Source organism: Rubripirellula tenax, from assembly GCF_007860125.1.
In the GTDB taxonomy this organism is placed as follows: domain Bacteria; phylum Planctomycetota; class Planctomycetia; order Pirellulales; family Pirellulaceae; genus Rubripirellula; species Rubripirellula tenax.
This window is the reverse complement of record NZ_SJPW01000001.1, coordinates 1,219,844-1,246,102: the sequence shown is the minus strand read 5'-3', so window position 1 is coordinate 1,246,102 and position 26,259 is coordinate 1,219,844. Positions and strand designations below refer to the sequence as shown.

The following is a 26,259-nucleotide window of genomic DNA, read 5'->3' as shown; positions in this document are numbered from 1 at the left end:
TCGAGATATCCCACCGCAACGAGTAGCGTGAAATACACCATTTCCCTCGGCGTCGCCCTGCTGGCCAACTGGCTGTTGTGGTCCGGGCACTTCGACAATCCCTTTCTGCTTGGACTGGGATTTGGGTCGTGTGTGTTGAGTCTTTGGTTGTCGGCGAGAATGCGAATTGTCGACGAAGAAGGCGCGCCGGCTCAACTCGGCTTGCGTCCCTTCACGCAATTCGCGCCGTGGTTGGCATTCAAAATTGTTGAATCGAATGTCCATGTCGCCAAAATCATTTTGTCGCGCGACATGCCGCTCAACCGCAACGTGGTGACCATTCAGTCGAACCAAAAGAGCGCACTCGGTCGTGTAATCCTGGCAAATTCGATCACGCTGACGCCGGGTACGGTGTCGGTCGATTTGATCGAAGACAAAATCATGATTCACGCGTTGTCCATCTCCGACGCTGACGAAGACATGTCCGGTGACATCGATCGAAGGATCTGTCGATTGGAGCGTTCAGAGTGAATCCGTTTTCAATGCTGATCGCCAGCGCCCAACCGATCACCCACGCGACGGATTCCGCGACTGTCTTTCCCTTCCCAAGCATGTTTGCCGTCGCCAGCGCTGCGGTGCTGGTCACGATGACATTGGCACTGACACGGGCGATGCTTGGCCCGACGGTTTTCGATCGCGTGTTGGCGCTGAACATGTTCGGCACAAAAACAGTGCTGTTGATTTCGGTCGTCAGCTTCATGAGTGGCCGTACCGATTTTCTTGACCTGGCGCTGCTCTATAGCCTGATGAATTTCATCGGCATGGTGGCGCTGTTGCGATTCACGACAACGGGCACGTTTAGCGAGGAATCGCTGTGATTTTTTTGGCCACGTTGCAACCCGGCGGCATCGAAAGCTGGATTCCGATCGCGCTGGACACGATCAGTTGGACGCTGTTGTTGGCGGGATCGGCGTTCGCGGTCATCGGTGGCATCGGCATTTTGCGATTGCCCGAATTCTTTTCACGAATGCACGGCGCGGGCATCACCGACACGATGGGTGCCGGTTTGATCATGTTGGGGTTGGTGTTCCAATCCGATTCCGTCCTGGTCGCGTTCAAGGTACTGGCGATTCTGTTTTTCTTGATGGTCACGAGCCCGAGTTCCTGTCACGCGCTGGCCCACTCGGCACTGGCGAACGGACTAAAACCGGAATTGGATGTTCGGACGCCCCGGCGAGATGAATCGTCGGCCGACGCGATGGAGACCGACGCATGAACTTGATCGAGTTTGCGATTCTGGGCCTGTTGGCGACCACGGCGGTTACGATCGCGCGGATTCGCGATTTGTGGGCCGCGATCATGTTCACGGGCATCTACAGTTTTCTGTCGGCCAGCTGGATGTTGCTGCTGGATGCGCCCGACGTATCGTTCACCGAAGCCGCCGTCGGCGCGGGCATCTCGACGGTGTTGATGCTAAGCACGTTGGCGTTGACGGGTAAGGTCGAGAAGGCACCCACGCGATTTTCGCCGATGCCTTTGTTGGTGGTCACCGTGACCGGTTGCGCGCTGGTCTATGGCACGCTTGACATGCCACCGATGGGCGCGGCCGATGATCCGATTCACTTGCACCCCAACCCCGGTTTCGTCGAACGTTCGCAAGCCGACATGCACGGGCTTCCCAACGTGGTGACGGCAGTGCTGGCTAGCTACCGAGGCTATGACACCCTGGGCGAAACGACGGTGGTATTCACCGCCGGATTGGCCGTGCTACTGATCTTGCGTCGCAGTACTGACGGCACAGCAAAGCCGGACGGCACAGCGGAGTCGAACGAATGACCGAATTTCCAATCATACGCGTTGTCAGCAAACTGCTGATTCCGTACATCCTGCTGTTCGCGTTGTACGTTCAATTCCACGGCGATTATGGGCCCGGTGGCGGATTCCAAGCAGGCGTGATTTTCGCATCGGCAATCATTTTGTACGGTTTGGTCTTCGGACTCGATTCCGCCAAAAAGGTGGCACCGCCGCGGATCATCGAACGACTGATGGCCACCGGCGTCATGATCTACGCGGGCACCGGTTTGCTAACGGTCGTGATGGGCGGAAACTTTCTCGACTACGACGTCCTTGAACATCATTTCATGCCCCAGTGGCACGTGCCCAGCGGACAACACTTGGGCATTCTGCTGGTCGAATTGGGTGTTGGAGTCACCGTGACTTCGGTGATGGTCATGATTTTCTATGCGTTCGCGGGAAGACGGCAGACCACATGATCCTGGCGGACACACTCGAAACGTTTCGCGATTTGTTCAACTACTGGGTCGTCGTCTTCTTGATGATGACCGGGTTTTACATCGTGATCGCACGCAAGAATCTGATCAAAACGATCATCGGTTTGAACATCTTCCAAACGTCGGTGTTCTTGCTGTACATCACGATGGGCAAGATCGATGGTGCCACGGCGCCGATCATCCCACCGGCGCTGGCGGCCGGGCACGGTCACGGGCACGATGAATCGTCCGACGCGGCGTCACACGTCGCCGAACAAATCTATTCCAATCCGCTGCCCAGCGTATTGATGTTGACGGCGATCGTCGTTGGCATCGCAACAACGGCAACGGCGCTCGCACTGATCGTTCGCATCCGCGAAGACTACGGAACGATCGAAGAAGACGAGATCCTTGAACTCGACCGCACCGAGTGGGACAAGGCATCGTGATGGAACCGAACCTGCCAGTATTGTTGATCGTTTTGCCGATGGTGGCGGCGCCGCTTTGCGTGCTTGTCGGCAATCGATACGTTGCCCATGTGATCGCGCTGATGGCGTCGATCGGAACGTTTGCCATCGCGATGATGTTGATGGCGCAAGTGATAAATACCGGAGTCATTCGGTATGACATCGGTGGCTGGGAACCGCCCTACGGCATCGAATACGTCATCGATTCGCTTAGCGCGTTCGTGATTCTATTTGTTTCGGGAATGGCCGTCGTCACGTTGGTCTATGCCCCCGACAGCGTCGACAGCGAGATTCCAAAGTCGAAGCAAACGTTGTTTTACGCGACGTTTCTACTATGCGTGACCGGACTTCTGGGCATGGTCGCGACCGGTGACTTGTTCAACGTGTTTGTGTTTTTAGAGATCTCGTCGCTTTCGTCGTACGCCCTGATTTCGCTCGGTCGAACGCGGCGGGCGCCACTTGCGGCGCTGCAGTATTTGATCCTGGGCAGTATCGGCGCAACGTTCATTCTGATCGGCATCGGATTGCTTTATCAAATGACCGGCACGCTGAACATGGCCGACATTGCTTCGCGGATCGATACGACCGACGGACCACGAACGATGTTGGTGGCGTTGGCGTTTTTGACGATCGGTTTGTACGTAAAAATGGCGGTCTTTCCGCTGCACACCTGGTTGCCCAACGCGTACACGTATGCCCCGTCGGCGGTCACCATTTTCATCGCGGCCACCGCGACCAAGGTTTCCGTTTACGCGTTCATCCGATTGATCTACGGCATCATCACGCCCGAGTTCGCGTTCGACATCCTGCCGCTCGATTCGGCACTGCGAGTGCTGGCGCTGGTGGGCATCTTCGCCGCTTCGATGGCCGCCATTTTTCAAGACAACGTCAAGCGACTATTGGCCTACAGCAGTGTCGCCCAGATCGGATACATGTTGCTGGGGATCAGCATGAACAGCCAAACCGGTTTGACCGCTGGCATCGTTCACATGTTCAACCACGCCATCATCAAGGGCGGACTGTTCATGGTCGTTGGATGCTTCGCGATCCGTTTGGGATCGGTTCAGTTGAGTGAATGGAAGGGCGCCGGACGCGTCATGCCGTGGACCGCGTTCGCGTGGGCGATCGGCGGTTTGGGTTTGATCGGTGTCCCGATGACGGCTGGGTTCATTAGCAAGTGGTTGCTGTTGACCGCGGTGCTGGAATCAAACCGATGGCCGGTCGCGGTGCTGATGCTGATCAGTTCTCTGCTGGCACTGATTTACGTTTGGCGAGTCGTCGAAACGTTGTACTTTGCCGAACCGTCCGAACGAGTCAAACAAGCAACCGAAGCGCCGCTGCAGATGCTGGTGCCGACCTACTTCGTGCTCAGTCTGGTGATCGTGTTTGGCGTCTGGACGACATACTCGGCCGGATTGGCTGCCGAAGCGGCGACGATGTTGTTGGGAGGACCAACCCAATGACGCCTGAGAATCAAATCATCATCGCACTGGCACTTCCGCTCGTTGCGTTCGCTTTCAACTTTGCGTTCGGCAAGATCCCGAACCTGCGCGAAACCAGCACCGTGGTGATCGGATCGGTGTTGTTCGTTGTCGTTGCGATGCTGTCGCGATCCGTGTTTGCCGGAGCGCGCCCCGAATGGGCGTTGGGCGAAATTTTGCCCGGTTTTGCGATCCGCTTTGAAGTCGAACCACTGGGCATGCTGTTCGCGATGGTTGCATCGGGATTGTGGATTCTGACCACGATCTACGGCGCCGGTTACATGCGGGGACATCACGAAAAACATCAAACGCGATTCTTTGGCTGTTTCGCCTTGGCAATCTTTGCGGCCATGGCGTCGGCGTTCGCCGCGAACCTGTTTACGTTGTTTGTCGCGTATGAATTGATGACCGTGTCGACGTATCCGTTGGTAACGCATCACGGTGACCAAGACGCCCGCCGCGGCGGACGGATCTACTTGGGCATCCTGCTTTCGACGTCGGTTGCGTTCTTCATGTTGGCGATCGCGTGGACTTGGTCAGTCGCGGGAACGTTGGATTTTCGACCGGGCGGCATTTTGCAATCGGCCTACGAAGCGGACAAGATTTCGCAAACCGGTCTTGGCGTGCTGTTGGGTCTATTCGCGTTCGGGATCGGCAAAGCGGCGCTGATGCCGTTTCACCGCTGGTTGCCGGCCGCCATGGTCGCGCCGACACCGGTCAGCGCGCTGCTGCATGCGGTGGCGGTCGTCAAAGTCGGTGTATTTTCCGTCATGAAGGTCGCCGTCTACATTTTCGGGATCGACCTGCTGCAATCGACCGGCGTCAGCGTTTGGTTGATGTATGTGGCGGGCTACACGCTGCTGGTGGCTTCGCTGGTGGCAATGACAAAAGATAATCTGAAAGCCCGTTTGGCGTATTCAACGATCGGACAACTGGCCTACATCACGCTGGGGGCGATGCTGGCGAATCCGTCGGGCGTCGTCGGTGGCGGGATGCACATCGCGATGCACGCGGTCGGCAAGATCACGTTGTTCTTTTGTGCCGGGGCGATCTACGTTGCCGCTCACAAGAAAAATATCAGCGAGATGCGGGGACTCGGTCGCCAGATGCCGTACACCTTCGCGGCCTTTGCGATCGCATCGATCAGCATCATCGGATTGCCGCCCGGTGGCGGCGCGTGGAGCAAATGGTTCTTGGCGGTCGGCACCGTCGAAAGCGGGCACTACACGTTGACGGCCGCGCTGATGATCAGTTCGCTGCTGAACATCGCGTACTTGGTGCCGATTCCCGTGTTGGCGTTTATGTCACCGCTTGAACGCAGCGACGAAGAAAAGCACAACGAAGAAAAGCACGACGATCACCACCACGCCGAATCAACTGATGAAATCCACGAAGCGCCGCTCGCATGCGTGCTTCCGCTATGCATCACGGCGCTGGGCAGCGTTTGGTTGTTCTTTGCGGCCGAATCCATCTACAAAGTGTTGCTGCCGATCACTCAGTGAAGCATCTGGCGTTGAATCCAACTATGACAAATCCATCCACCGATTCTGAACCAAGCTGGTTCGAACGACCGCAAAACATCAAAAAGTTGACCGGCGCACTGGTGGTGTCGTGCGTCGTTTTGGTGATCGCCGACGGGTTTTACGAAAACCCGCATCCGCATTTCGATCTCGAAACATCGTTCGGCTTTCAAGCGTGGTTCGGTTTCATCGCCTTTGTGGTGATCGTTTTTTTGGGTCGATTGCTTCGGTTGATCGTCAGCAAGCCAGAGGACTACTATGAACGTCGTCGCTAACTTGCCGCCCGGATGGATCATGATCGCCGGCGCGCTGGTACTCTTGTTGGCCGTGCCCCGCACGATGCACAGCTTGGGCGTGTTGGTCGTTTCGGCGATCAGTCTGGTCAGCTTTCTGTACCGTTTTTCGTTTTCCGAAGACGTCACGTTTGGCAACATCGAACTGTTCGGCGCCCAGCTGCAGATGGTTCGTGTCGACAAATTCAGTCGCGTTTTTGCGTTGGTGTTCCACATCGCGGCGATCGTTGCGGCGATCTACGCGTTGCATCTTCGCGATACGAAACAGTCAATCGCTGCGATGGTGTATGCAGGCGCCGCGATCGGCGCGGCTTGCGCGGGCGACCTGGTGACGCTGTTCGTTTATTGGGAATTGACGGCGATTTCGAGCGTCATTTTGGTCTGGGCGACCAACACCGAAACGGCCTACCGATCGGGCATGCGGTACTTGATCATCCAAGTCGCCTCGGGCGTGCTGTTGTTGTCGGGTGCCATTTTCCAATTCGTGCAAACCGGATCGTTGGCGTTCGAAAGTTTCGTTGTCGACGGCCAATCGCTTTCGCCGGCGGGAATCTTGGTTCTGTTGGCTTTCGGAATCAAGTGTGCATTCCCGCTGTTGCACAATTGGTTGCAAGACTCGTACCCCAACGCGACGCCGACGGGAACGGTTTTTCTAAGTGCGTTCACGACCAAGCTGGCTGTCTATTCGCTAATTCGCGGTTTCGCCGGATACGAACCGTTGATCTGGATCGGTTGCGCGATGACGTTGTTTCCGATCGTCTTTGCGGTGATCGAAAATGATTTACGGCGAGTCTTGGCGTATAGCTTGAACAACCAACTGGGGTTCATGGTTGTCGGCATCGGTATCGGCAGCGAGCTTGCGCTCAATGGCACCGTGGCACACGCGTTCTGTCACATCATCTACAAATCGTTGTTGTTCATGTCGATGGGCGCGGTCATGTTGCGCGTCGGGACGACGAAGGCGACGGAGTTGGGCGGATTGCACAAATCGATGCCCTGGACGACGGCGTACTGCATGATCGGTGCGGGCGCGATTTCGGGGTTCCCGCTGTTGAGCGGATTCATCAGCAAGTCGATGATCATTTCGGCGGCCGGCGAAGCCCATTTGTTCTGGGTCTGGATCGTGCTGCTGATCGCTTCGGCGGGCGTGATGGAGCACTCGGGGATCAAGATTCCGTTCTTCGCGTTCTTTGCCCACGACAGCGGCAAGCGGGTCGACGAAGCACCGCTAAACATGCTGGTCGCGATGGCGATTGCGGCTGCGTTTTGCATCGGGCTGGGCGTCGCCTATCCGCTGCTGTACCGGATCCTTCCGTTCGACGTCGACTACCATCCGTATACGGTGACGCACGTGGTCACCCAATTGCAGTTGTTGATGTTCGCCGGCTTGGCGTTCGTGTTTCTGATGAAATCGGGTTTGTATCCCGACGAGAAGCGAGCGACGGTGCTGGACACCGACTGGGTCTATCGCCGGGCGCTGCCCAAGTTTGTGCGAGGCTTGCGAGTGACGGTCGACACTGTCGGCGGCAGCATGCGTGGCGACACGAACGTGGTCCTGCAAAGCTTTTATCAAAACGCGAAATCAACGTTCGATGAAAACGGAATTTTGGGTCGAACATGGTCCAGCGGAACGATGGCATTTTGGACCACGGTGCTGCTGGCGACGTGTTTGGGCATCTACTACTTCTAGCCCTCATTTCGACCAGTCGATCCTTGCCGACCTTGAATGGGTGGTCATCGGGATCCGCTACCGAATCGTTCGGCGTTCAGAGATCGGGATCTTGGGCCAGTTTTGATGGGCCGACCGAACGTTGCAGGTCCGCCAACTGAGACGGATCGGTCAAGCGAGTCGCGCCGCTGCCGCCCCATTTCGCCCGACAGAACTCCGAAAAGTTCTTCCCCATTTTCTTCAAATGGTGGGCCGCCGAAACCAGGGGTGGACGATGCAGGTGACCGTGCCGGTTGATCTGGATCGTTTGCCCGGTTGTGACTTCCATCGCGGTCAAGCAACCACCACCGAAGCAGTACGTGTCAATGCAAACCAGATGTCCGGCATCCAATATTCGATTGTCGGGCTGCGGCGTGTGACCGACGATGACTCGACGACCGCTTTGATGGGGATTCGGAAGCGGCGTCGGCAAGTGGTTCCAATACAACGTGATGTCGTCGTGCGACACCATTGGCGCATCAGGCGTATAACCGGCGTGGACGAAGATGTCCGTTTCGGTCTCGTGATACGCTCTCAAGTCTTGAAAAAATTCCAAGTGATCGGTTGGGATCTTATTCGTCGTGCCTCCGTAACTAGTCACGGTGGCTTGGCCGCCATTGGCAAGCCAGACCCGATCATCCAGTCCGCCCAACACGACGCCTTGCAGCATGATTTCGTGATTGCCACGAAGCGTGATGACGTCGCATCGCGATTTCAGCGCAATGATCTGATCGATGACATCGCGGCTGTCTGGACCACGATCAACATAGTCGCCAAGGAAAACCAGTTGGTCCTTGGGGTCAAGTTCGATCGCTTCAATCAGCGCACGGAGCGCCTTGGCACAGCCGTGAATGTCGCCAATCGCAAATCTTCGCATCACAAATCGTCCACGGCGTTGGTTAGTTCAATTCGGGGTCGCCGAATCGGACGCCCGGCGCGATCTCGGTCAGGATATCGTGACCGCATTGCCGCACCGCTCGTTCCCAGCATAGATCGGGGTCACCGAAAATGATATCTGGATCGGCGTCGCCTGCCAGCCAACCGCCCACTCGCAGCTCCTCGTCCAATTGCCCCGGCCCCCATCCGCTGTAGTGCGCCACGTATCGCACCCGCGCATCAGGTCGACGAAGCAAGATTCGCAAATGGTCGTCGTCGCCGGTGATCCAGGCTGGCGGATTCCCCAATTCGATGGACATCGAACCCCACGGTTCGGCGGGATGATCATGCAGGGTGAATTTCGAACCTTCGCTATACACTTGGCCCGGTGAAAGCGGTTGGCCCGCTGCATCGTATGGCCCACACGGTTCGCCGACACCGGCAAGATCATGCAGCGCCAAAAGTGGTCCATCGACGGGACCACCGCGATAAATATCGTCGTCCTCGCGAGGCCGGCCTTCGGCGGGCGACATCTCCACCAAATCACGGAATCGGCGTTCGGTGGGGCGATTGATGGTCAATCCGAACGCACCCTCGGCATCATGCCGAATGATAAACACGACCGATCGAAGGAAATTCCCGTCATCGAGATAAGGTGATGCAATCAACAATCGACCAGAGAGATTTGATGCCATGGGTCGATTCCAAATGATCAGGAAGAAGGAAGTGTCGCCGGTCGCCGCATCCGAAGTATAAACGCATCGCCGCCTGCAAACGCGACGGCAATGCGAAAAAAACGGCTTCTCGTGTCACTGGGTCATTTCGCTTTTTTATTCAGCGGTTCGTCCACGACGATCGCGGCGGGGAACTCGGCGGCATTTTTTCCACCTTTGTCGACCCAGCGTTTGTTTTGCGAGTTGCCTTGGGGTTGGTTCATCGGGATGTCCATTCCTCCGGCGTCGCCGAGCATTTTGTACAGCTCGTTTTCCATTTCCTTAGCGACCGACGCATAGTCGGGATCGTAAAGCAGGTTTTTCTTTTCGCCCGGATCCGTCGTCAGGTCATACAGTTCGTCGGCGTCCCACAATCCGTAGTACGTGATGTACTTGAACCGGTCACCACGCAAGGCAAACTGAGTCGGGGTTTGCGGGAAGTTTTTCTCCCAGTAGTACACGTAAAGGAAGTTTTCGCGCCAATCCATCTTCGGTTGGTTGGGCAGATCCAAAAAGCTGGTGCCGTCGATGTAGTCGGGTGTTTGCAATCCGGCCGCGTGCAGCACGGTCGGGCCGACATCGATGTTACCGATCACTTGGTCGACGACGGTTCCACCCTGATACAGTTCGGGGCAATGCACCATCATCGGAACTCGCATCGACTCTTCGTAGGAAACTCGTTTGTCGATCAAGCCGTGCTCGCCCCACATGAAACCGTTGTCGCCCATGTAGATGACAAGTGTTTCGTCGTGAACGCCCATGTCCTTCAACTTCTGCATCACGCGGCCGACGCTATCGTCGACTGCAAGAAGCGTTTCACAATACCTTCGATACAGGTAATCGAGTCCGTTGTCGCTGTGGTAGCTGAAGTCGATGCCATGCCAACTGTTTCGTTGATCGCGGACCCAGCGCGGTGCGTTTGCTTCGGCCGTGACGCCTTCACCCCGAGGCAGGAAGCTTAGGTCTTCGTTCGCATACCGACCGGCATGACGCTCGGCGGGCGTGAAGTCGCTGTGGACGGCTTTGTGCGACAAATACATGAAGAACGGTTTGCCAGTGTCCTTTTGTTCGTCCAACCAATCGACGGCATAGTCCGTCATTTCGTCGGTGATGTATCCCTTCTGTTTGACTCGCTTGCCATTAACGTTCAATGTGTATTTCGGTCCCGGCGGCAAATAGTTTCCTTGACCTTTGAAGCTGATCCAATGGTCAAATCCTGGACGGATGTCGTCGTTGGCGGCACCCATGTGCCACTTGCCGATGTAGGCGGTCGAGTAGCCGGCGCGTTGCAGGTATTGCGGAAAGAAGACGGTGTCTTCGGGGACCAAGCGATTGTTGTCGATGACACGGTGCTTGTGCGTGTACAGTCCTGTCAGAATCGACGCGCGGCTGGGCGAGCACAGCGAAGTGGTCACAAATGCATTCTTCAGATGCACGCCGCCGGAGGCCAACTTGTCTAGGTTCGGAGTTTCCAAAAAAGGATGCCCCATGAATCCCATTGCGTCATAGCGATGGTCGTCGGTCAGGACAAAGATCACGTTGCGTGGCTTGATCCCGTCGCGAGTCGGCGTGGCGGGCAGTTCGGCGGAACCCGCTATGGCAGACGTTAAGACGAATAAGACCGACAGAACCAATACAACTGCGAAATTCGACCGCATTAAATCCTTGCTCCACGTTTGTGTTCAATTGAGGTCAAATCGGGGATGATAGATACCTCGGGCTCTATGCTAACCCAACTACAATGAGCTCGGTGGCCCGCTTTTCCACGAAACTTCGATCGCGACGGTTGGTTCAATTGAACATGAACACACGTTTTTTGGCCTCACTGGCCCTGACCCTTGCCATGACGATCACCCTTGTTGCTCAACCACCGGGCGGTGGCGACCGAGGTGGTGGCGACCGAGGAGGGCGCGGTGGCGGCGATCGCGGAGGCGGTGGCGGTTTTGGCGGCGGCGATCGCGGCGGACCGCCGGGCGGTGGCTTTGGCGGCGGCGACCGGGGCGGCGGAGGTGGTGATCGTGGCGGTGGCGGCGACCGAGGTGGTGGTGGCGGTCGCAGCGGCTTTGATCCGAGCTCATTCTTGGAACGGCTGGATACCAATAAAAACGGCGTGCTCGATCCCGAAGAACAACAGGGACCGGCTCAATTCTTGATCAGCCGCATGCAGCAATCCGACCCCAGCATCAAGGCGGGTCAACCGATTCCGATCGCAAAGGTCAAAGAGGGCTTTGATAAGATGCGAGGTGGCGGTGACGATTCATCGTCGCGGGGCGGCGGAACGTCCAGCCGAGATGCGGCCGATGCGGCGCTGATGGCCGAATTGTTGGTTCCCGGTTTTGGCGAAGAATCGCTGGCCGAACCGATTTTGGGTTTTGGCCCGAAAGCCGAAATGTTGTCCGTGCCAGTCACTGACGCCGACCGCGCCCAGGCCGGTGAATCGATGCGTCGGTACGATCGCAACGGGAATGGTTTCATTGAAAAGGATGAACTGAGCAGCCGTATGTCGGGAAATCCGATGGACTTTGACCGCAATCGCGACGGAAAACTGACGCTCGACGAATTGGCTGTTCGCTATGCACGACGGCGCGAGGGGGAAGAGGATGCCAAGAAGGTCAAACGCGAGAAAAAGCGAGAACGTGACAGCGGTTCGGCCACCGAAACGGTCGATGTTTTCGCGGGTCGCCAGTCCTATCGGGATACGGCCGGGCGTTCGGCGCCAGAAGGATTGCCCGGATACTTTACCGACAAAGACGCCAACGGAGACGGACAGGTGTCGATGGCGGAATTCGCGAGCGAATGGAACGACGAACTGGTGGCCCAATTCTTCGATTCCGACTTCAATCGCGACGGTGTGATCACATCCGACGAAGCCATGCGAGCGGTCGAAAAAGGCACAGCATCCCAGTTGATGGCTGCGGCCAGTCCGGTCGCTTCGTCTAATTCCGCCGCGCCCTCGGCGGCTGCCGCTGCTTCGGGGGGGAAGGCCGACGAAAAGTACGTAAAAGTCGTCCGCCGAATCGTCGAACGATACGATAAAAACAGCGACGGTGCCCTGACTCCGTCGGAGTGGGAAAAAATGCTGATGAGCCCCGCTGCGGCGGATACGAACCGGGACGGACGGATCACGGTCGAGGAATATGCGATGTGGATGCAGTCGCGTCAGCAGAAAAAGTGACGCGAGGTTGGCTGGCACCTGCGGTCTCATTTTGAAAAAGACAGTTGCCCTGGGTCCGTGCCTGTGGACCTTATCTTCGCTCCGTTGTGACGCTATAATGAGATCGCTAGAGATCTCGGTTATCAAGTCTGCGAAGGAACATCTATGTCGGTCGGAGAAGGTTTAGAAGACGTCGCCATCAAGGTTGCGCCTGAGGATTTGGACGAGGAAGGTTACATCTCGATCTGGAATATCGCTTCGGCATCCTGCGACAAAGACCTCGCCATGACGCGTGCGTTGTCGGCTTCGCTTCTGGGGTTTTTGTGCAAAAAAGGCTGTGATTTCGTCGTCACCAGCAGCACGAATGCGGAATATCTGGACAGCCAGTTCGAGAAGGACAACAAAGTCCTGTACGCCTGGAAACCTGACAGCGAGATGGTCGATTTGGTCGCCCAGCACGCCGAAGTGCCCTACAAAGCGTTTATCGGTTTTCTGGCCAACCAGAAGTTCAATGTCACCACGAACTACAGCCCCCGACGAATTGACCGGGTAGAGTGGTTCCAAAACATGTGGTCGGTGGGCTAGTCCTGCCGTGACGGAAGCCGTCTCCAGCCCGCCGCCCAATCCGTTCGATTCGAATCAATCCTTCGAAAGGACGGTCCCGGATCCCACCCCCCCGGCGGAATCAAAGAACGGCCGCTGCCTCGTGCTGGGCTGTGTCGGCGTTTTCGTCGGCGGCCTGATGCTGATTCTTTGCGCCGGTTTTGCGACGTACTCGGCCTACAAAAAGCAGGTCGAGAAATATACGGCGACCGCGCCGCTTGAGTTGCCGGTGGTCGAGTACTCGGACGACCAGATGGCGGAATTGGAAACGCGTCTGGAGAGTTTCCAAGCGTCGCTCGACGACGACAGCGAAGGCACGACGACGGCGGACGGCGCCAGCGAAGAAGCCGACTTGGCGGAAAATTCTTCCGCGGTGGCTTCCGCAGAGGCTTCCACGGTCGACACCTCTTCTTCCCAAGCGGAACTGACCGAATCGGATGCCGTCAAATCGGCGGCGGTACGCGAGTTGGTACTGACGGCGGACGACATCAACGCGTTGATCAACGGCGAAGAAAAACTGCGTGGCAAACTGCTTGTCAGCATCGACGAAGGCATGATCAAGGGAGAGATCAGTATCCCCGTCGAATCGTTCCTACCCGCATCGAAAGGGCGTTTTCTAAACGGCTCTGGCACGTTTGATGTCTCATTGGAAGACGGCGTCTTGATTGTGCGTTTGGTAACGGCCGAAGTCAAAGGCGAACCCTTGCCGGATGTCTTCATGGACGCGATGAAGAAAGAAAATTTGGCCAAAGATATTTACAAGGACGAGAAGAACGCGAAAACAATCCGTCGCTTCGAAAGTATCCGAGTCGAAGACGATAAGATCATCGCGCGACTGAAAGACGACGCATAACATTTCGCTCGCGTCCCGTTCTCTTTTTTCACGCCAATTCGGCCACTCGCATCTTTGCGCTTCGTGATCGCGGGTTCATGCGAACTTCGTCGTCGGTCGGTCGCAGCGGCTTTTTGGTCAGAATGTTCCACCGCTCGTCATCGCGAAACGCGTTCTTCACGATGCGGTCTTCGAGTGAATGGAAACTGATCACGACCAAGCGTCCGGCGGGCGCCAACCACTCGGGTGCAGCTTTCAATGTCCGTTCCATAATTCCCAGTTCGTCATTGACAACGATCCGCAGCGCCTGGAACGTTCGCGTCGCCGGGTGAATGTTGTGATTCTTACTCGGCGGCACGCATCGACGACAAATTTCGACCAGGTCGTTGACCGTCTTGACCGGATTCTCTTTGCGCCGCCGCGTGACGATCTCTTTCGCGATCCGGCGACTGCAGCGTTCTTCGCCGTACTGATAAATCGCGTTGGCAATCTCGTCTTCTTTTTTCCACGCCAACCAGTCCGACGCCGGATCTCCGAATTCCGGATCGAAACGCAAATCCAGAGGGCCGTCGACGGTGAAGCTGAATCCTCGATTGGCATCAGCCAACTGATCGCTCGACAAACCCACGTCCAACAGGATCGCGTCGGCCTTGGGGATTTCTAGTGCTTCGAGCGCTTTGGGGATTCGTTCGTAGCTGCCCAAGAAAACGGTCAATCGCGGGTCGTGTGACTCGGTGTCCACGCGCTCGCTGACCGCCGGGTCGCGATCGAGTCCGATCATGAACCCTTCACCGGGCGGCAATTTTTTTATCAGCAGGCTTGAATGTCCGCCGCCGCCGTACGTTCCATCCACCATCACTCGCGGCGCATGCTCCGTCATCCAATGAACCACTTCATCGGGCATGACGGGGACGTGAACGGTTTCGACGACGCCTTGCGATTCAGTTGACACGCGAAAGACTTTGGCTGCAGTGAAGGGACTCTTCCATATGATCATTGATCTCGCGAAGACGATCCAGGTCTCCGCCGGCAACTTCGGCTGCCAACCATCCGGTAAATCCGATGTCGTGCAGTGCTGTTTCGACCGACGGCCAATCAATGTCGCCCTCGGTGATCTTAGTGAACTTGTCTTCGGCTCTCGAGAAGCCCTTGATGTCGAGCTTCTTGATGCGATGATCGAGAGTCCGAATCCAATCGGCCGGGTTGCCATATTTCCAGTGGTTGCCGATGTCGAATTGGACGCCCACCCACGGCGAATCGAATGCGTCGATGAACGACGCCAAGGCATCCGCCGTTTGGTCCGACGGGCCGTCGTGCTGGTAAAGGAAATGGTTCCAAACGTTTTCGATCAGAATCGAAACCCCGTTGGCTTCGGCAACTGGAATCGCTTCGCGAACCGCCGCCATCGCCCGCTCGTACACCTCGGCCTCGGTTCCGTCGTTTCCATGTGCGGGTACCAACAGCATCGTGTCGGCGCCCACCGCCGCAGTTTCCTCGATGCCTTGTTTTAGCTTGGAAAGCGCAGTCTGACGAACTTTGGGATCGGGGTCACTGTGACGCTGTTGCCAATGGTATCCGCCGACGGTGCCATCCAAAATGATCCCGGTGGCTGCAGCGGCGGCCTTTGCATCGTCGACGTCGATGCCCGGCACATTCAGTTCGACGCCCTCGAATCCCGCTTGCTTCGCCTTCGCAAATCGTTCGGCCAACGTGCCTTGCTTGCCGAGCATTCCGACCTTGAGCGTTTTGCGAAGCCACGGTTGGGCCGTGGAATCGACAGCATCGTCGGACCATCCCAATGGCGATGCGCACAGTCCGGCGGCGCCAAAGGCAATCGTTTGCAAGAAGCGCCGACGTGCGGCAGGCGAGGACTCATTCATCAAGACGGACCCATTTAAAGGCAAGGGATTGCAAAATGGGCGTGCCGCCCATTCGCACCAGAGTCCGTATCCTAATGTTCCGGCGATTATCCGACCAGCAAGCGGGCTGTCGGATCGATCATTTCGGCGTCGCTTTCCAGCCCATCGGATTCCGCATCATGAGCATCGGGACGCAGGGTAGCGAAATACAGGACACATGTGATCGCGATACCAATACTGCAGACGATCCAAATCGGCTGATAGGCCGGTCCCGTTTCCGTCGAAGTTAAAAAGATGGACGCGCCTTGCCAGGAACCGTCCGCGATTCGTTCCATCGAAACGGACAACGCATTGTTGGTGAAGTGAATCAAAATTCCGGGCAGGACGCTTCCCGTCCGAAGGGCGATGAATCCCAGCAGCAATCCCATCACGGTCGCCGCGATCGATTGCTGTAACACGCCGTGCGAAATCCCAAACATCAATGCCGAAATCATCACGGCGCGTAGGTGGTGACGTTCACGAACCAGCCCGCCAAAAATGAATCCGCGGAACGCAAGTTCTTCACACACGGCGGGTACGAACGCCATCAAGAACACGACCGTCAACCAAGGTGCTGATGCGATTTGATCGGTGAACGGTTTCATCGCTTCGATGGCTTGTTCGCTGATCGGATAGGTGAAGCTGATCCATTGGGCCAGCATCACATAGAACGGGTGTAGCGTGACTCCCAACAACACGGCCATCGGCAGCGTTGTCCAGTGTGACATGCGAATTCGCAAACTCTTCCGCAGCGACGTCGTCATCATGGTCGCCATCAATAAAGCCGGCGCCAGGATCATGCCGATTTGTGGCAACAGGATCAGTTTGGAAAATCCGGCAATCGTGGTCGGCATTTCGGTGACGGCGAGTTTTCCGAAAAACAACGCAACCAAAATCATCGCACCGCAAGCAAACGCTTGCGCCGGAGTCGCCGCGGTTTGTCGATCCCGCCAAAGGTGACGAACCCAGCCGCGAAGTTCCCATTGGTCGCTGCCGCCAAAAAGGACAGCTTCGTCTTCGAATTGCCGCCGAACCCACGATACCGCCAACCACAAGCATCCTGCGGTCACACAAGCGACCATCGGTAAGTGCCAAAGTGCGTGGGCATACTGACCTTCGACCAAGGCGCGAACCATCAAGAACATGCCGGTTACCGGAATCAGACTGGTTCCGCCCGTCAGTGTGGTGCCGGGCAACATCGGCAACATCACCAAGGGCAACGTCACCATCATCAGCGGCATCAAATAGTATTGGCCTTCTTTACTGCTGCGAGCCATCGCGGCGACGGCGAGCGCCAAAGCGCTGAACAACGACGACAGCGGCACTAGCGCAACCAACAACCACAGCATTGGCACGATCGGCGGTGCGCCGATGGTTCCGCCGACGCCGATCTGTTTGAACACGAACGAACTGGTCACCAGCATGCTGAGCGAATTCAAAATCGCGGTCAGCATGCTGAAGGTGGTCACTGCGCCGAGTTTCCCCCACACGATTTCGCTTCGCAGTGCAGGACTGCACAGCAACGTTTCCAGCGTCCCACGCTCTTTCTCGCCGGCCACCAAGTCGATCGCCGGGTAAAAGGCTCCTGTCATCGCCCACACCAACATGATGAACGGCAGCAGTTTGCTCCACAGCGCCGTTTCTCGTGTGCGTTCGGGCGCAATGTCAATGTCGGACAGTTTGAAGGGCGAAAGCATCCGGATGTCGATGCCCGAGTCGACCAGCCGATTCTTGACCCAACCACTTTGCCAGTTCGTCAGGATGCGTGTCACACGGTCGCGCGCCACCATCGATTGGTCGGATGCGACGTTGTAGAGTAATCGCACGGACGCCAATTCATCACTTGAGCGTTTTGCGGCGTCGGCAAATTCGGGCGGAATGACCAACACAACATCAAACGCGCCGTCGCGAACCCAGCCTGCGGTTTTTTCGTCAAGATCGCCGGTGATCGAAGCTTCTTTCCAATGGAACGTGATCAATTCCAAGCGTTCGTCATGGTCGGTCAATCCTTCCGCAAACGTTCGCGATTCGGGATCGATCAGTGGTGGCACGTCTTCAAGGTGGTCGGTTCCGACGACGCAAACGGACGTTTGGTGTTGCCGTGTGAATTGTGCGATCTGCAGCAACAGCGTCCCGACAAGCGGATAAAGCAGGATCGGCAAAATGGCGATCGTGAATAACGTTCGGCGATCGCGAAGTTGGTCTCGCATTTCTCGCGCATAGATCAACCATACGGCCGACAATCGCGGTTTGCCCGCCTTGCGAGCTGCTTTCCGTTTCTCTTCGGAGTTCACGCTCATAGCGCTGCTCCTTGCATGTCGACCAATTCGTCGAGTTCAGTTTGTTCGTGACGGCTCAGCAGCCCGAAGAACAATTCTTCGAAGTCGTCTTCTTGATGGCGTGACCGCAATTCAACCAACGTTCCCGAATCCAAAATTCGGCCTCGGTGCATGATCGCGATGCGATCGCAAAGCCGTTCGACCTCGCTCATGATGTGCGTCGAGAAGATCAAGCACTTGCCGGAATCGCGAAGTGTGCGAACAACGCTTAGTAGGTTGCGGGCAACCAAGACGTCCAACCCAAGGGTGGCTTCATCGAAAATCAGCACCGGCGGATCGTGCACCATCGCGCGGGCGATCGATACTTTTTGCTTCATCCCGGTCGACATCTTTGATCCCGGAACGTCGCGAAACTCATTCATGCGAAGCTGGGTGAACAGCGTTTCGAGCCGCTCTTTGAGTTGGGCCTTGGGCATCCCGTGCAATCGGCCGAAGTAGTCGACCATTTCCCACGCCGTCATGCGGTCGTAGATGGCGGTATTGTTGCTGACGAAACCGATGTTACGGCGGACTTCCGCCGCGTCGCGAATCACGTCGTAACCGGCGACGGTCGCGATACCCGACGTCGGCGTCAACACCGTCGATAGGATCCGCATGACGGTCGTCTTGCCAGCACCGTTGGGGCCGAGCAATCCAAAGATTTCGCCCGGCTTCACCGAAAATGAGACGCTGTCGACTGCCACGAAAGTTCCCCGGCTCAGATCCTCGTAGGTCTTTGTCAGGTGTTGAACGTGGATCACGGCCATCTCTTTTCAGGAGCGCAGAAGCGAATCGAGAGCGCGCACTTCGGCACTCGCTCATTGTTGAGGTTAGCTTGCCGACGGGATCTGCGAAGCATCCGAGTCGGTGAAGATGAGCTATTCGAAGGGGCCTCGCCCGATTAACCGGTACGACGCGTACGTCGCACGCATCGGTGGGTGGGGGCCTAGTCTTTGACTTGCAAGCGAACGACCGGTCCGGTCACCGTCGACAACGACTCGATCTCGTCCGTCGCTTTGCGGGCCGCCCCGGCGGTTGCCGCGTGCGTCATCACAACCAGCGTAACCGGATCGATCGTCACATCGGCTTCGTTATCATCGCCGGGCGATTCGTGCTGAATGACCGAGGCGATCGAAATGCCGTGCTTGGCAAGGACCGTTGCGATCGAAGCCAGCGTTCCCGGATGATTCGAAACCGGCAGTCGGAAGTAATAGCGTCCGACCAACGTATCCGCGTCGCGTAGTTTGACTCGCGGTGGCTGGTCGATCGAAAAATACTCCAACGTTTGAAACGTCAATCGAGTACGACCAACAGCGGTGTCGATCAAGTCGGCAACAACCGCCGAAGCGGTGGGCATCTGGCCGGCGCCCAGCCCGTGATAGAACACCGGTCCGACCGCATCGCCAATCACGCGGATGGCGTTGAACGCGTCGCGGACTTCGGCAAGCGGTGTCCCGATCTTGACCAATGTCGGGCCGACCGAAAGTTCAAGTCCGTCTTCGGCAAGTTTCGCGACCCCCAGCAGTTTGATGCGGTAACCCAGTTGTCGGGCGTATCGCAAATCATCGGCGGCCAACCCATCGATGCCAACGCGCGGAATGTCATTCCAGTCGACGGTTGCACCGAATGCCAAGTGTGCCAGGATCGCCAACTTCTGGGCCGCGTCACTTCCGTCAACGTCCATCGCCGGATCGGCTTCGGCGTAGCCCAGTTTTTGGGCCTGGCGAACGACGTCGTCGTACGACGCACTACGCTCGTCCATTTGAGTGACGATGAAGTTGCTGGTGCCGTTTAGGATGCCTTCGAGCGACACAATCTGGTTGGCCGACAAGCACTGGCTGATATTGGCAATGATCGGGATGCCGCCAGCAACGGATGCTTCGAAGGCGATGGTCCGACCGAGTTCGCGGGCTCGGTTGAATAATTCGGGGCCATGTTGGGCCAACAGTGCTTTGTTCGCGGTGACGATGTCCTTGCCGGCCGCCATCAGGTCCAACATGATCGTCCGCGCGGGTTCGAGACCGCCGATCAACTGCACCACAACGGTGATCTCGGGATCGTTGATCACGTCGGCAATCGAGTCCGTCACGACTCCGTCGGGCAAATCGATATCGCGCGGCTTGGACAGGTCACGAACGACGGCTTTTTTCAGCCACAGAATGCGTCCGGCGTGACGCGACGTGCGGTCGCCGTGATCCAGCAGCAAGCGGGCAACGCCGGTGCCGACGGTGCCCATCCCAACGATTGCGATGTTTGTTTTTTCCATGCTGAGGATCTTAATCGGGCAGTCCCGAGTCCGCGACCCGTGTCGGCATGGGCTTTCCAAAGTCCCGCAACTCATTGCCAACGACCGTCAATCCGGTCACAATCACGGCCGCGGGCGCCCGTAGCTCAGTTGGATAGAGCATCGCACTTCTAATGCGGCGGTCGCAGGTTCGAATCCTGCCGGGCGTGCTAGTTTTCTCCATCGCCGGTGACATCATCCGAAATCGCCGCGTCGAGGGTCGACATGACCACATCGACCGTGGCCGGCACGAGCGGTGATGGAGTGTCGAAGGCGGCGATTTTGTCGGCTTCCACACCGGTTTGCACTCCGGCATCGATGGTGCCGGGTGAATCCGTTGATGAGTCATTTTCGAACTCCATCAACGTTGTAAATCGGATCCCGGTCGGCTGGGTGGCCGACATGGTCGATTGGACTCGTTGGCGAGCGAGTTGGTTGATCACCATCAACGCATCCCTTGCCGAAACGCGTTGGTCACCGTTGACATCGGGGAATGAGATCGGTCGATCACCGGCCAGAGACTCAGCCTCGCCGCGCGTCGACGTGCGGGCCAGTTCGTTGATCACCAGCAGCGCGTCACGAGCCGTCGTTTCGCCGTCGGCGTTAGTGTCGGTCGGTTCGATGAAGTTATTCGATAGAGCGCTCGCAAGCGAAGAATCACCCATCGACGATCGAACCGAGTACGTCCGAGTCTGGGTGCGACCGTCGATGATGATCGCGTACAGGTTGCCCGCCTCGACGGATGCTTCGGCCACACCGCCGACAAACGTGCTGATCGTTTCCAGGTTGCGGTTGATGATGCGAATGCTCTCGGTCAACGAAGCCGTCGAGACCGGTGTTACCGTGACCGACGTTGTGGCCATCGCTTGAAACATGATCACCGTGGTCACGTCATCACCCGGCACCACGTGCAAGCCGACGACTTGTGCGGGTCGGATGTAACGAACGCCCGACGACACGCGATCGTCGTCACGGATGACGCCTTCCGCTTGACCGGCTGCGACCGGGACTTCCGATAACGGATCGACGATCGTGACCAAAAACCGTTCGGTCGATTCGACGGTCGTATCACCGGAGACGCTGACGGTGATCGTGGCGGACGTTTCGCCGTCCGCGAACATCACGGATCCTGACGGAAGTTCGCCGCCAGATTCATCCGCGGCGAAATCATTGGGGTCGGCGCCGGCGTCCGTCGTACCGGTCACCGAGTAGTTGATCGTGGACTCACCCGACGTGTTTCCGCTGCGGGTGACCGTGAAGGTGAACGGTGTCGTCCCGATATCGCCTTCGGCTTGGTCGGCCAACGTTGCGGCGATCGAGAAAGTGGCGGTCGGAGTAACAATCACGTCGTCGTTGGCGGCAATGGTTGCCGTGTGAGCTCTGTTTTCGGCCAGCGTCGCGCCGGTCGGTTCGCCGAGCGTCACAACGATCGTTTCGTCGGGCTCGGCCATGCCGTCGTTAACAATCGCGATCGACAACGTTGCCGACGTTTGACCCGCGGGGATCAGCAACGGTGACACGGGCGCCGTGTAATCGTCGGTCGCCGTGGCGGTGCCGGTCACCGTGAAGGGAATCGTGACATCGGTTTCGGAAACAGCCGACAGCGTGACCGCGAAGGAGAGTGAGCCGACGTTCTCCAGAACCGTTTGAAATCCTGGATCCACCGAAACGGTTGGCACAATCACTTGCGTGTCGTCGTCATCATCGGTGATGGAGGCCGTGTAGACGGAGTTTCCAGTGAGCGCCGCGTTCACGGGCGAGCCGATCGTCGCGATCAGCGTTTCCGTCGATTCGAAGATGTCATCGTCAATCACGTTGATCATGACGACGGCGGTCGTTTCGCCTGCCGGGATCACCACCGACGTTGGCGCCGCTTGATAATCTTCGCCGACGACGGCCGTACCACCGTACGACAGGGAAACCGTCACCGGCACCGTCGTCGCTTGTGAAAGGTTGACGTTGAACATCAGCGACGATGCGTTCTCGGCGACTTGTTGCGACGCCGGGCTGATCGACACGGTCGGGCGATCGACCGCGGTCGAATCATCGTCGTCGATCGTTGCGGTGTGAATCAAATTACCCGCGACGCTTGCACCAATCGGCGTGCCGATGGTGACGATAAGCGTTTCGTTGGCTTCGGCGATTTGATCATTGACCAAACCGATCGAAATGGCTGCTCGCGTTTGCCCGGCGGGAATCACGATCGAACCGCGTGGGACCAGATAGTCGTCTTCGGCGGTCGCGGTGCCGGAGACCGCGTACGGAACGGTAATGTCAAATACCGACGCTTTGGAAAGCGTGACATCGAATGCGACCAGTCCGTCGCTTTCGCCGACGACTTGGGTCGATTCGGCCAGCGACAGAGTCGGTACGTCGCCGAAGACTTGAAACACCAAGTCGCCAAAATCGGTGATCGCGAGCGATTGGTCGTCGGCAGTCGCGAGCAGAGAATTTTCAGTTTCATCGCCATCGGTGAACGCAGCCGTCAAACGATAGAAGCCGGGATCGGTGGGTATGGTGACGTCGAAGCTGCCGAAGGATCGCGTCGGAGGAACCGAAAACGCCGTGGTCGCTCCGCCGCTGACGAATCGGTCGCCGGATGCCGAGTCGAGCGTCGGGTCGGCCGCGAACGTAAAGTCGGATCCGGCGTCGTAGTTCGCAAAGCCGAGCTCTGTTGTTGAATTGCCGAAGTTCAGTTGGAACCCCAGCACGGGCAACTCCGACGAAGTGATCGAAGCGTTCACGCGCACGGTTTGACCGCCTTCGACGACGGCCAAGCTGGACCCATCGGTTTGCTCGACCACGTCGATGCCGACAGGCAGGAAATCGAGCACCGCCGAGCTATTGATTGCTCCCGGCATCTCGGTTCCACCGTCGGTGTTGTTTGACGCCGAACCTGTGCCTGGGAACGCGATCTGTTTGCCGAAGTTGTTCGCGAAGGGGACGAAATCTTGAATGTTGACCGCTCCCGAGCCGTTCGTGTCCACATACTGGGGCGCCGACGGCGACTGGCTGCCGAACCAATAAACAAACGTTGCGAAGTCATCGTTGGTGACGTCGCCGCTGCCGTTCCAGTCGCCTTCCAAAACGAAAAGCCCGTTTTCAGAAGTCGCATCGATTCGGAAATCGCCGATCGCTGGACTTCCATCGGTGAATGAACCTCCTCGGCCTCGGCCGGAGAACAGCAACGAATACGCTCCGTCACGCAGCTGACCACTTTCGATCGCGAGCGTCGCGCGGCGTCCGTCTGCCGATAGGGTCAGTTGATCATCGCGAAGGGTGACCACGGTATCCATGTCGATGTCCGCGTTCACGCCACGATTGACAATCGTAAACTGATCAATGGTCAAGCTGGAAAGGGCGAACGGGAAATCGATCACCAGCTCACGGATCTCGCTGCGTTGCTGCTGCCACGATGTGGGTTGCGGACCAAGTCCCGGGCGATCATCTGGATCGACGAACGCGCCGGTCGCAGGCATGATTCCGATCGATGGCGAGTCAACCAAAGTCACATCAAACGTTTCGGTCGCAACAAAACCGTCACCATCGGTCACCGTAACGGTGATGGTGGAGGTGCCCGTTTGCGTTCCCGTCGGAGTGATCGACAAGAAACGAGTGGCCCCTTCGCCGGAAAACTCAAAACCTTCCGGGGCGATCAATCCGGTGTCCGACGCAGTGGAGGTGACGACCAGTTCGGCGGCAGTCGTTCGCAAATCGCCGATCGTGAATCGAATCCCAGTGACGGAGTTTCCCGCAAACAGCGTCAAGTCGGGAACGCTGGAGATCGTCGGCAACTCGTTCGGATCCGGAACGACCTCGAACGTAAACGTCTGGACCGACGCGACGCCGTCGGCATCTGTAACCGTCACGGTCACGACCGACGAACCCAGGACGTCGGCAACGGGCGTCAGCGTCAACGTTCGGACAGCGCCGGTTCCCGATAGCACCACGTTCGCCGTCGGCAAGAACGTTTCGTCCGACGATGTCAGCGCGATACCCAAACTGTCCGTCGCCGTGGTGTCATCGGCAATCGTGAAGTTGACATCGGCCGACGTGGTGCCCACCTCGACCGATTGATCAGCGATTTCCGAAATTGTTGGACCGACGTTCTCCGGTGTAACGGTCAGTATAAAAGTGTCCGAACCGGTGAATCCACTTGCGTCCGTCACCGTCACGGTGATGATCGATGTACCGGATTGGCCCGCATTGGGAGTGATGACAACTTGGCGGTTCGATCCGGTGCCACTGGGCGCGAATCCCGTTTGCGGCACCAGGGCGACATTCGATGAAGTGAATGAAACGGTGAGTGCTTCGGGGACCGTTTCGCCATCGATGACGGAAAAACGGATCGCATCGCTTGGCGATCCGAAGGGAACGGTCACGTTGGCAATGTTCGAAATGGTCGGCGCACCGTTGTTCGACGCGACCGTCACACTGAACGTATCCGACGCCGTTTTTCCGCCCGCGTCGGTAACGGTTACGGTGACCATTGTCGATCCGAACTGGCCGACGACGGGTGCAAGTGTCATCTGGCGGTTCGCACCGCTGCCGGCCAAAGTGATCGCCGAAGCGGGCAGCAGCGCGGCGTTCGTGGAAGTGAACGAAACATTCAGCGTCGCGGCGGGTGTTTCGGCATCGTTGATCGTGAACGTGATCGGATCGATTGCGGATCCCTGAATCACCGCGACATCCGCGATATCGGAAAGGGTTGGATCCGTGTTGGGGACTTCAACCGTAAGCTCGAATGTATCCGTCGCGGTCGCCCCGGCGCCGTCGGTGACCGTCACGGTGATCGTCGAAGCGCCCGTTTGGCCGGTCGCCGGAACGATCGATACTTGGCGATTGACGCCCGTTCCTGAGAGCGAGATCCCCGTCGCTGGCACAACATTCGTGTTCGACGAAGTGACGGCAACGGTCAGGTTGTTTGGATTGGTTTCCGTATCGCCGATCGTGAAAGCGATCGGATCGATCGTCGTACCGACCGCTACGGTCAAATCGGCGATGTCACTGACCGTCGGCGACACGTTATTCAGACTTTGAATTCCGGTTGCACGAATCGAAAAAGCAAAGCCACGATCGTTGGTTTCGTCGCTGACGATCGCCGTGTAGATGTCAGACGTGGTGACGCTGGCGATATTGATTTGTGCCGTTTGCGTATCGATATCCATGGCGATCAAATCGCCGGCACTGTTGAACACTTCGATCTTCGGCGACGCCGACGTGGGGGCGGGATTGGCGGGCGTCTCGTTGACCGCGACCGACAGGGGGCCGCCCACGACCGGGCGAAACTGAAAGACATTGAATCCACCGACAGAAACCGCGCGGCTGAGCGGCGTATCGTTTTCTAAGACGCCGTCGAGCGATCCAACCAGTGTGGTGCTGGCGGGCGTCACAAACAGACGAATCCGATAGTCGAGTGATTGGTCGTTGTTGTCATCCGAAACGACGGCCGTGTAGGTGCCCGCGGTGGTGACGTTGCTCAATTGGATCAGCGCTTCGGAGCTACCGGTGTCGGAATCGACGACGAACGATTCCGGACCCAAGAGTTCCAATTTCGGCGACGCACTGCTGGAAGCCGATTCACCCACCGAAACACGTACCGAATCACCGACAGCCAGAAAGAACGTGTAGCTGTCGGTTTGATTCGCCCCGGTGTCGACCGAGTCGCTGACCAACTGGCCGCTGGCGATCGCCGCCAGAACGCGGCGACCCTCGAGCAATTCGAATCGGGCTTTTCGAGTCGTTCTACGGTTGGGGCGGGAAGGCTTATTCCACAAACGGCGGTTCATCAGCATCCTCGGGTTGGGTTTCGCATCAACTCCCACGCGCACCGCGCATTCTAGTCGCATCTAAAACCGAGTGC

The 26,259-nt window shown here is 57.5% G+C and carries 23 protein-coding genes and 1 tRNA gene; 14 read left to right on the top strand and 10 right to left on the bottom strand.

Annotated features, from left to right (window positions below; all coding sequences use genetic code 11):
- Positions 1–27: 27 nt before the first annotated feature.
- From Poly51_RS04670 to Poly51_RS04625, 10 genes are all read left to right on the top strand, one after another.
- Positions 28–510, top strand: coding sequence for a Na+/H+ antiporter subunit E (locus Poly51_RS04670; protein WP_146454672.1), 483 nt, complete (start codon positions 28–30; stop codon positions 508–510).
- An 80-nt stretch (positions 511–590) separates the two neighbouring features.
- Positions 591–857, top strand: a complete 267-nt coding sequence (locus Poly51_RS04665; RefSeq protein WP_146455212.1) for a monovalent cation/H+ antiporter complex subunit F — start codon at positions 591–593, stop codon at positions 855–857.
- Positions 854–1,255 (top strand): monovalent cation/H(+) antiporter subunit G, encoded by a 402-nt coding sequence (gene mnhG / locus Poly51_RS04660; protein ID WP_246114258.1) that lies wholly within the window; start codon positions 854–856, stop codon positions 1,253–1,255. Before Poly51_RS04665 ends, mnhG begins: the two co-directional genes overlap by 4 nt.
- Positions 1,252–1,815 carry a DUF4040 domain-containing protein gene (locus tag Poly51_RS04655; protein ID WP_146454670.1) on the top strand — a complete coding sequence of 188 codons (564 nt, stop codon included), beginning with the start codon at positions 1,252–1,254 and terminating at the stop codon, positions 1,813–1,815. Before mnhG ends, Poly51_RS04655 begins: the two co-directional genes overlap by 4 nt.
- The gene (locus tag Poly51_RS04650) at positions 1,812–2,252 is read left to right on the top strand and encodes a Na(+)/H(+) antiporter subunit B (RefSeq protein ID WP_146454667.1); all 441 of its coding nucleotides are present in this window, start codon (positions 1,812–1,814) and stop codon (positions 2,250–2,252) included. The genes Poly51_RS04655 and Poly51_RS04650 overlap by 4 nt, the downstream gene beginning before the upstream one ends.
- Positions 2,249–2,698 carry a sodium:proton antiporter gene (locus Poly51_RS04645; RefSeq protein WP_146454664.1) on the top strand — a complete coding sequence of 150 codons (450 nt, stop codon included), beginning with the start codon at positions 2,249–2,251 and terminating at the stop codon, positions 2,696–2,698. The genes Poly51_RS04650 and Poly51_RS04645 overlap by 4 nt, the downstream gene beginning before the upstream one ends.
- A complete protein-coding gene (locus Poly51_RS04640; RefSeq protein ID WP_146454662.1) occupies positions 2,698–4,179 on the top strand; it encodes a monovalent cation/H+ antiporter subunit D family protein in 1,482 nt (493 codons plus the stop codon). The genes Poly51_RS04645 and Poly51_RS04640 overlap by 1 nt, the downstream gene beginning before the upstream one ends.
- Positions 4,176–5,699: a proton-conducting transporter transmembrane domain-containing protein gene (locus Poly51_RS04635; RefSeq protein ID WP_146454660.1), complete on the top strand. Its 1,524-nt coding sequence runs from the start codon at positions 4,176–4,178 to the stop codon at positions 5,697–5,699. The genes Poly51_RS04640 and Poly51_RS04635 overlap by 4 nt, the downstream gene beginning before the upstream one ends.
- A 23-nt stretch (positions 5,700–5,722) precedes the next feature.
- Complete coding sequence (locus Poly51_RS04630) at positions 5,723–5,992, top strand: heme biosynthesis HemY N-terminal domain-containing protein (protein WP_146454657.1); 270 nt, start codon at positions 5,723–5,725, stop codon at positions 5,990–5,992.
- Positions 5,976–7,700, top strand: coding sequence for a Na(+)/H(+) antiporter subunit D (locus tag Poly51_RS04625; protein WP_146454655.1), 1,725 nt, complete (start codon positions 5,976–5,978; stop codon positions 7,698–7,700). Before Poly51_RS04630 ends, Poly51_RS04625 begins: the two co-directional genes overlap by 17 nt.
- 76 nt (positions 7,701–7,776) lie before the next feature.
- Here the strand turns inward: Poly51_RS04625 and Poly51_RS04620 are convergent, their stop codons facing one another.
- The 3 genes from Poly51_RS04620 to Poly51_RS04610 form a co-directional block, all read right to left on the bottom strand.
- Positions 7,777–8,595: a metallophosphoesterase family protein gene (locus Poly51_RS04620; RefSeq protein WP_146455208.1), complete on the bottom strand. Its 819-nt coding sequence runs from the start codon at positions 8,593–8,595 to the stop codon at positions 7,777–7,779.
- Between the two features lie 22 nt (positions 8,596–8,617).
- The gene (locus Poly51_RS04615; protein WP_146454653.1) at positions 8,618–9,289 is read right to left on the bottom strand and encodes a YqgE/AlgH family protein; all 672 of its coding nucleotides are present in this window, start codon (positions 9,287–9,289) and stop codon (positions 8,618–8,620) included.
- A gap of 122 nt (positions 9,290–9,411) precedes the next feature.
- Positions 9,412–10,965, bottom strand: coding sequence for a sulfatase family protein (locus Poly51_RS04610; RefSeq protein ID WP_146454650.1), 1,554 nt, complete (start codon positions 10,963–10,965; stop codon positions 9,412–9,414).
- A 143-nt stretch (positions 10,966–11,108) separates the two neighbouring features.
- Here Poly51_RS04610 and Poly51_RS04605 point away from each other — a divergent pair, with 143 nt between their 5' ends.
- The 3 genes from Poly51_RS04605 (at position 11,109) to Poly51_RS04595 (ending at position 13,917) form a co-directional block, all read left to right on the top strand.
- The gene (locus Poly51_RS04605; RefSeq protein ID WP_246114257.1) at positions 11,109–12,482 is read left to right on the top strand and encodes an EF-hand domain-containing protein; all 1,374 of its coding nucleotides are present in this window, start codon (positions 11,109–11,111) and stop codon (positions 12,480–12,482) included.
- Positions 12,483–12,626: 144 nt separating this feature from the next.
- On the top strand, positions 12,627–13,046 hold the full coding sequence (locus Poly51_RS04600; protein WP_146454648.1) for a hypothetical protein: 420 nt from the start codon (positions 12,627–12,629) through the stop codon (positions 13,044–13,046).
- Between the two features lie 157 nt (positions 13,047–13,203).
- Positions 13,204–13,917 carry a hypothetical protein gene (locus Poly51_RS04595; RefSeq protein ID WP_146454646.1) on the top strand — a complete coding sequence of 238 codons (714 nt, stop codon included), beginning with the start codon at positions 13,204–13,206 and terminating at the stop codon, positions 13,915–13,917.
- Positions 13,918–13,945: 28 nt separating this feature from the next.
- On the opposite strand, the gene rsmH is transcribed toward Poly51_RS04595, so the two are convergent.
- From rsmH to Poly51_RS31545, 6 genes are all read right to left on the bottom strand, one after another.
- Positions 13,946–14,848, bottom strand: coding sequence for a 16S rRNA (cytosine(1402)-N(4))-methyltransferase RsmH (gene rsmH, locus Poly51_RS04590; protein WP_315853655.1), 903 nt, complete (start codon positions 14,846–14,848; stop codon positions 13,946–13,948).
- Entirely contained in the window at positions 14,838–15,776 is a 939-nt protein-coding gene (locus Poly51_RS04585) for a sugar phosphate isomerase/epimerase family protein (protein ID WP_146454642.1), read from the bottom strand. The genes rsmH and Poly51_RS04585 overlap by 11 nt, the downstream gene beginning before the upstream one ends.
- 86 nt (positions 15,777–15,862) lie before the next feature.
- Entirely contained in the window at positions 15,863–18,094 is a 2,232-nt protein-coding gene (locus Poly51_RS04580) for an ABC transporter permease subunit/CPBP intramembrane protease (RefSeq protein ID WP_146454640.1), read from the bottom strand.
- The gene (locus Poly51_RS04575) at positions 18,091–18,873 is read right to left on the bottom strand and encodes an ATP-binding cassette domain-containing protein (RefSeq protein ID WP_146454638.1); all 783 of its coding nucleotides are present in this window, start codon (positions 18,871–18,873) and stop codon (positions 18,091–18,093) included. Before Poly51_RS04575 ends, Poly51_RS04580 begins: the two co-directional genes overlap by 4 nt.
- Positions 18,874–19,058: 185 nt before the next feature.
- The gene (locus tag Poly51_RS04570) at positions 19,059–20,378 is read right to left on the bottom strand and encodes a homoserine dehydrogenase (RefSeq protein WP_146454636.1); all 1,320 of its coding nucleotides are present in this window, start codon (positions 20,376–20,378) and stop codon (positions 19,059–19,061) included.
- 10 nt (positions 20,379–20,388) lie between these two features.
- On the bottom strand, positions 20,389–20,520 hold the full coding sequence (locus Poly51_RS31545; protein ID WP_261344104.1) for a hypothetical protein: 132 nt from the start codon (positions 20,518–20,520) through the stop codon (positions 20,389–20,391).
- On the opposite strand from Poly51_RS31545, the gene Poly51_RS04565 reads away from it, so the two are divergent.
- Positions 20,493–20,566 (top strand) — tRNA-Arg (locus Poly51_RS04565). The two genes, Poly51_RS31545 and Poly51_RS04565, sit on opposite strands and share 28 nt — an antisense overlap.
- Here Poly51_RS04565 and Poly51_RS04560 read toward each other — a convergent pair.
- On the bottom strand, positions 20,567–26,185 hold the full coding sequence (locus tag Poly51_RS04560) for a Calx-beta domain-containing protein (protein ID WP_186775339.1): 5,619 nt from the start codon (positions 26,183–26,185) through the stop codon (positions 20,567–20,569).
- Between the last annotated feature and the right edge of the window lie 74 nt (positions 26,186–26,259).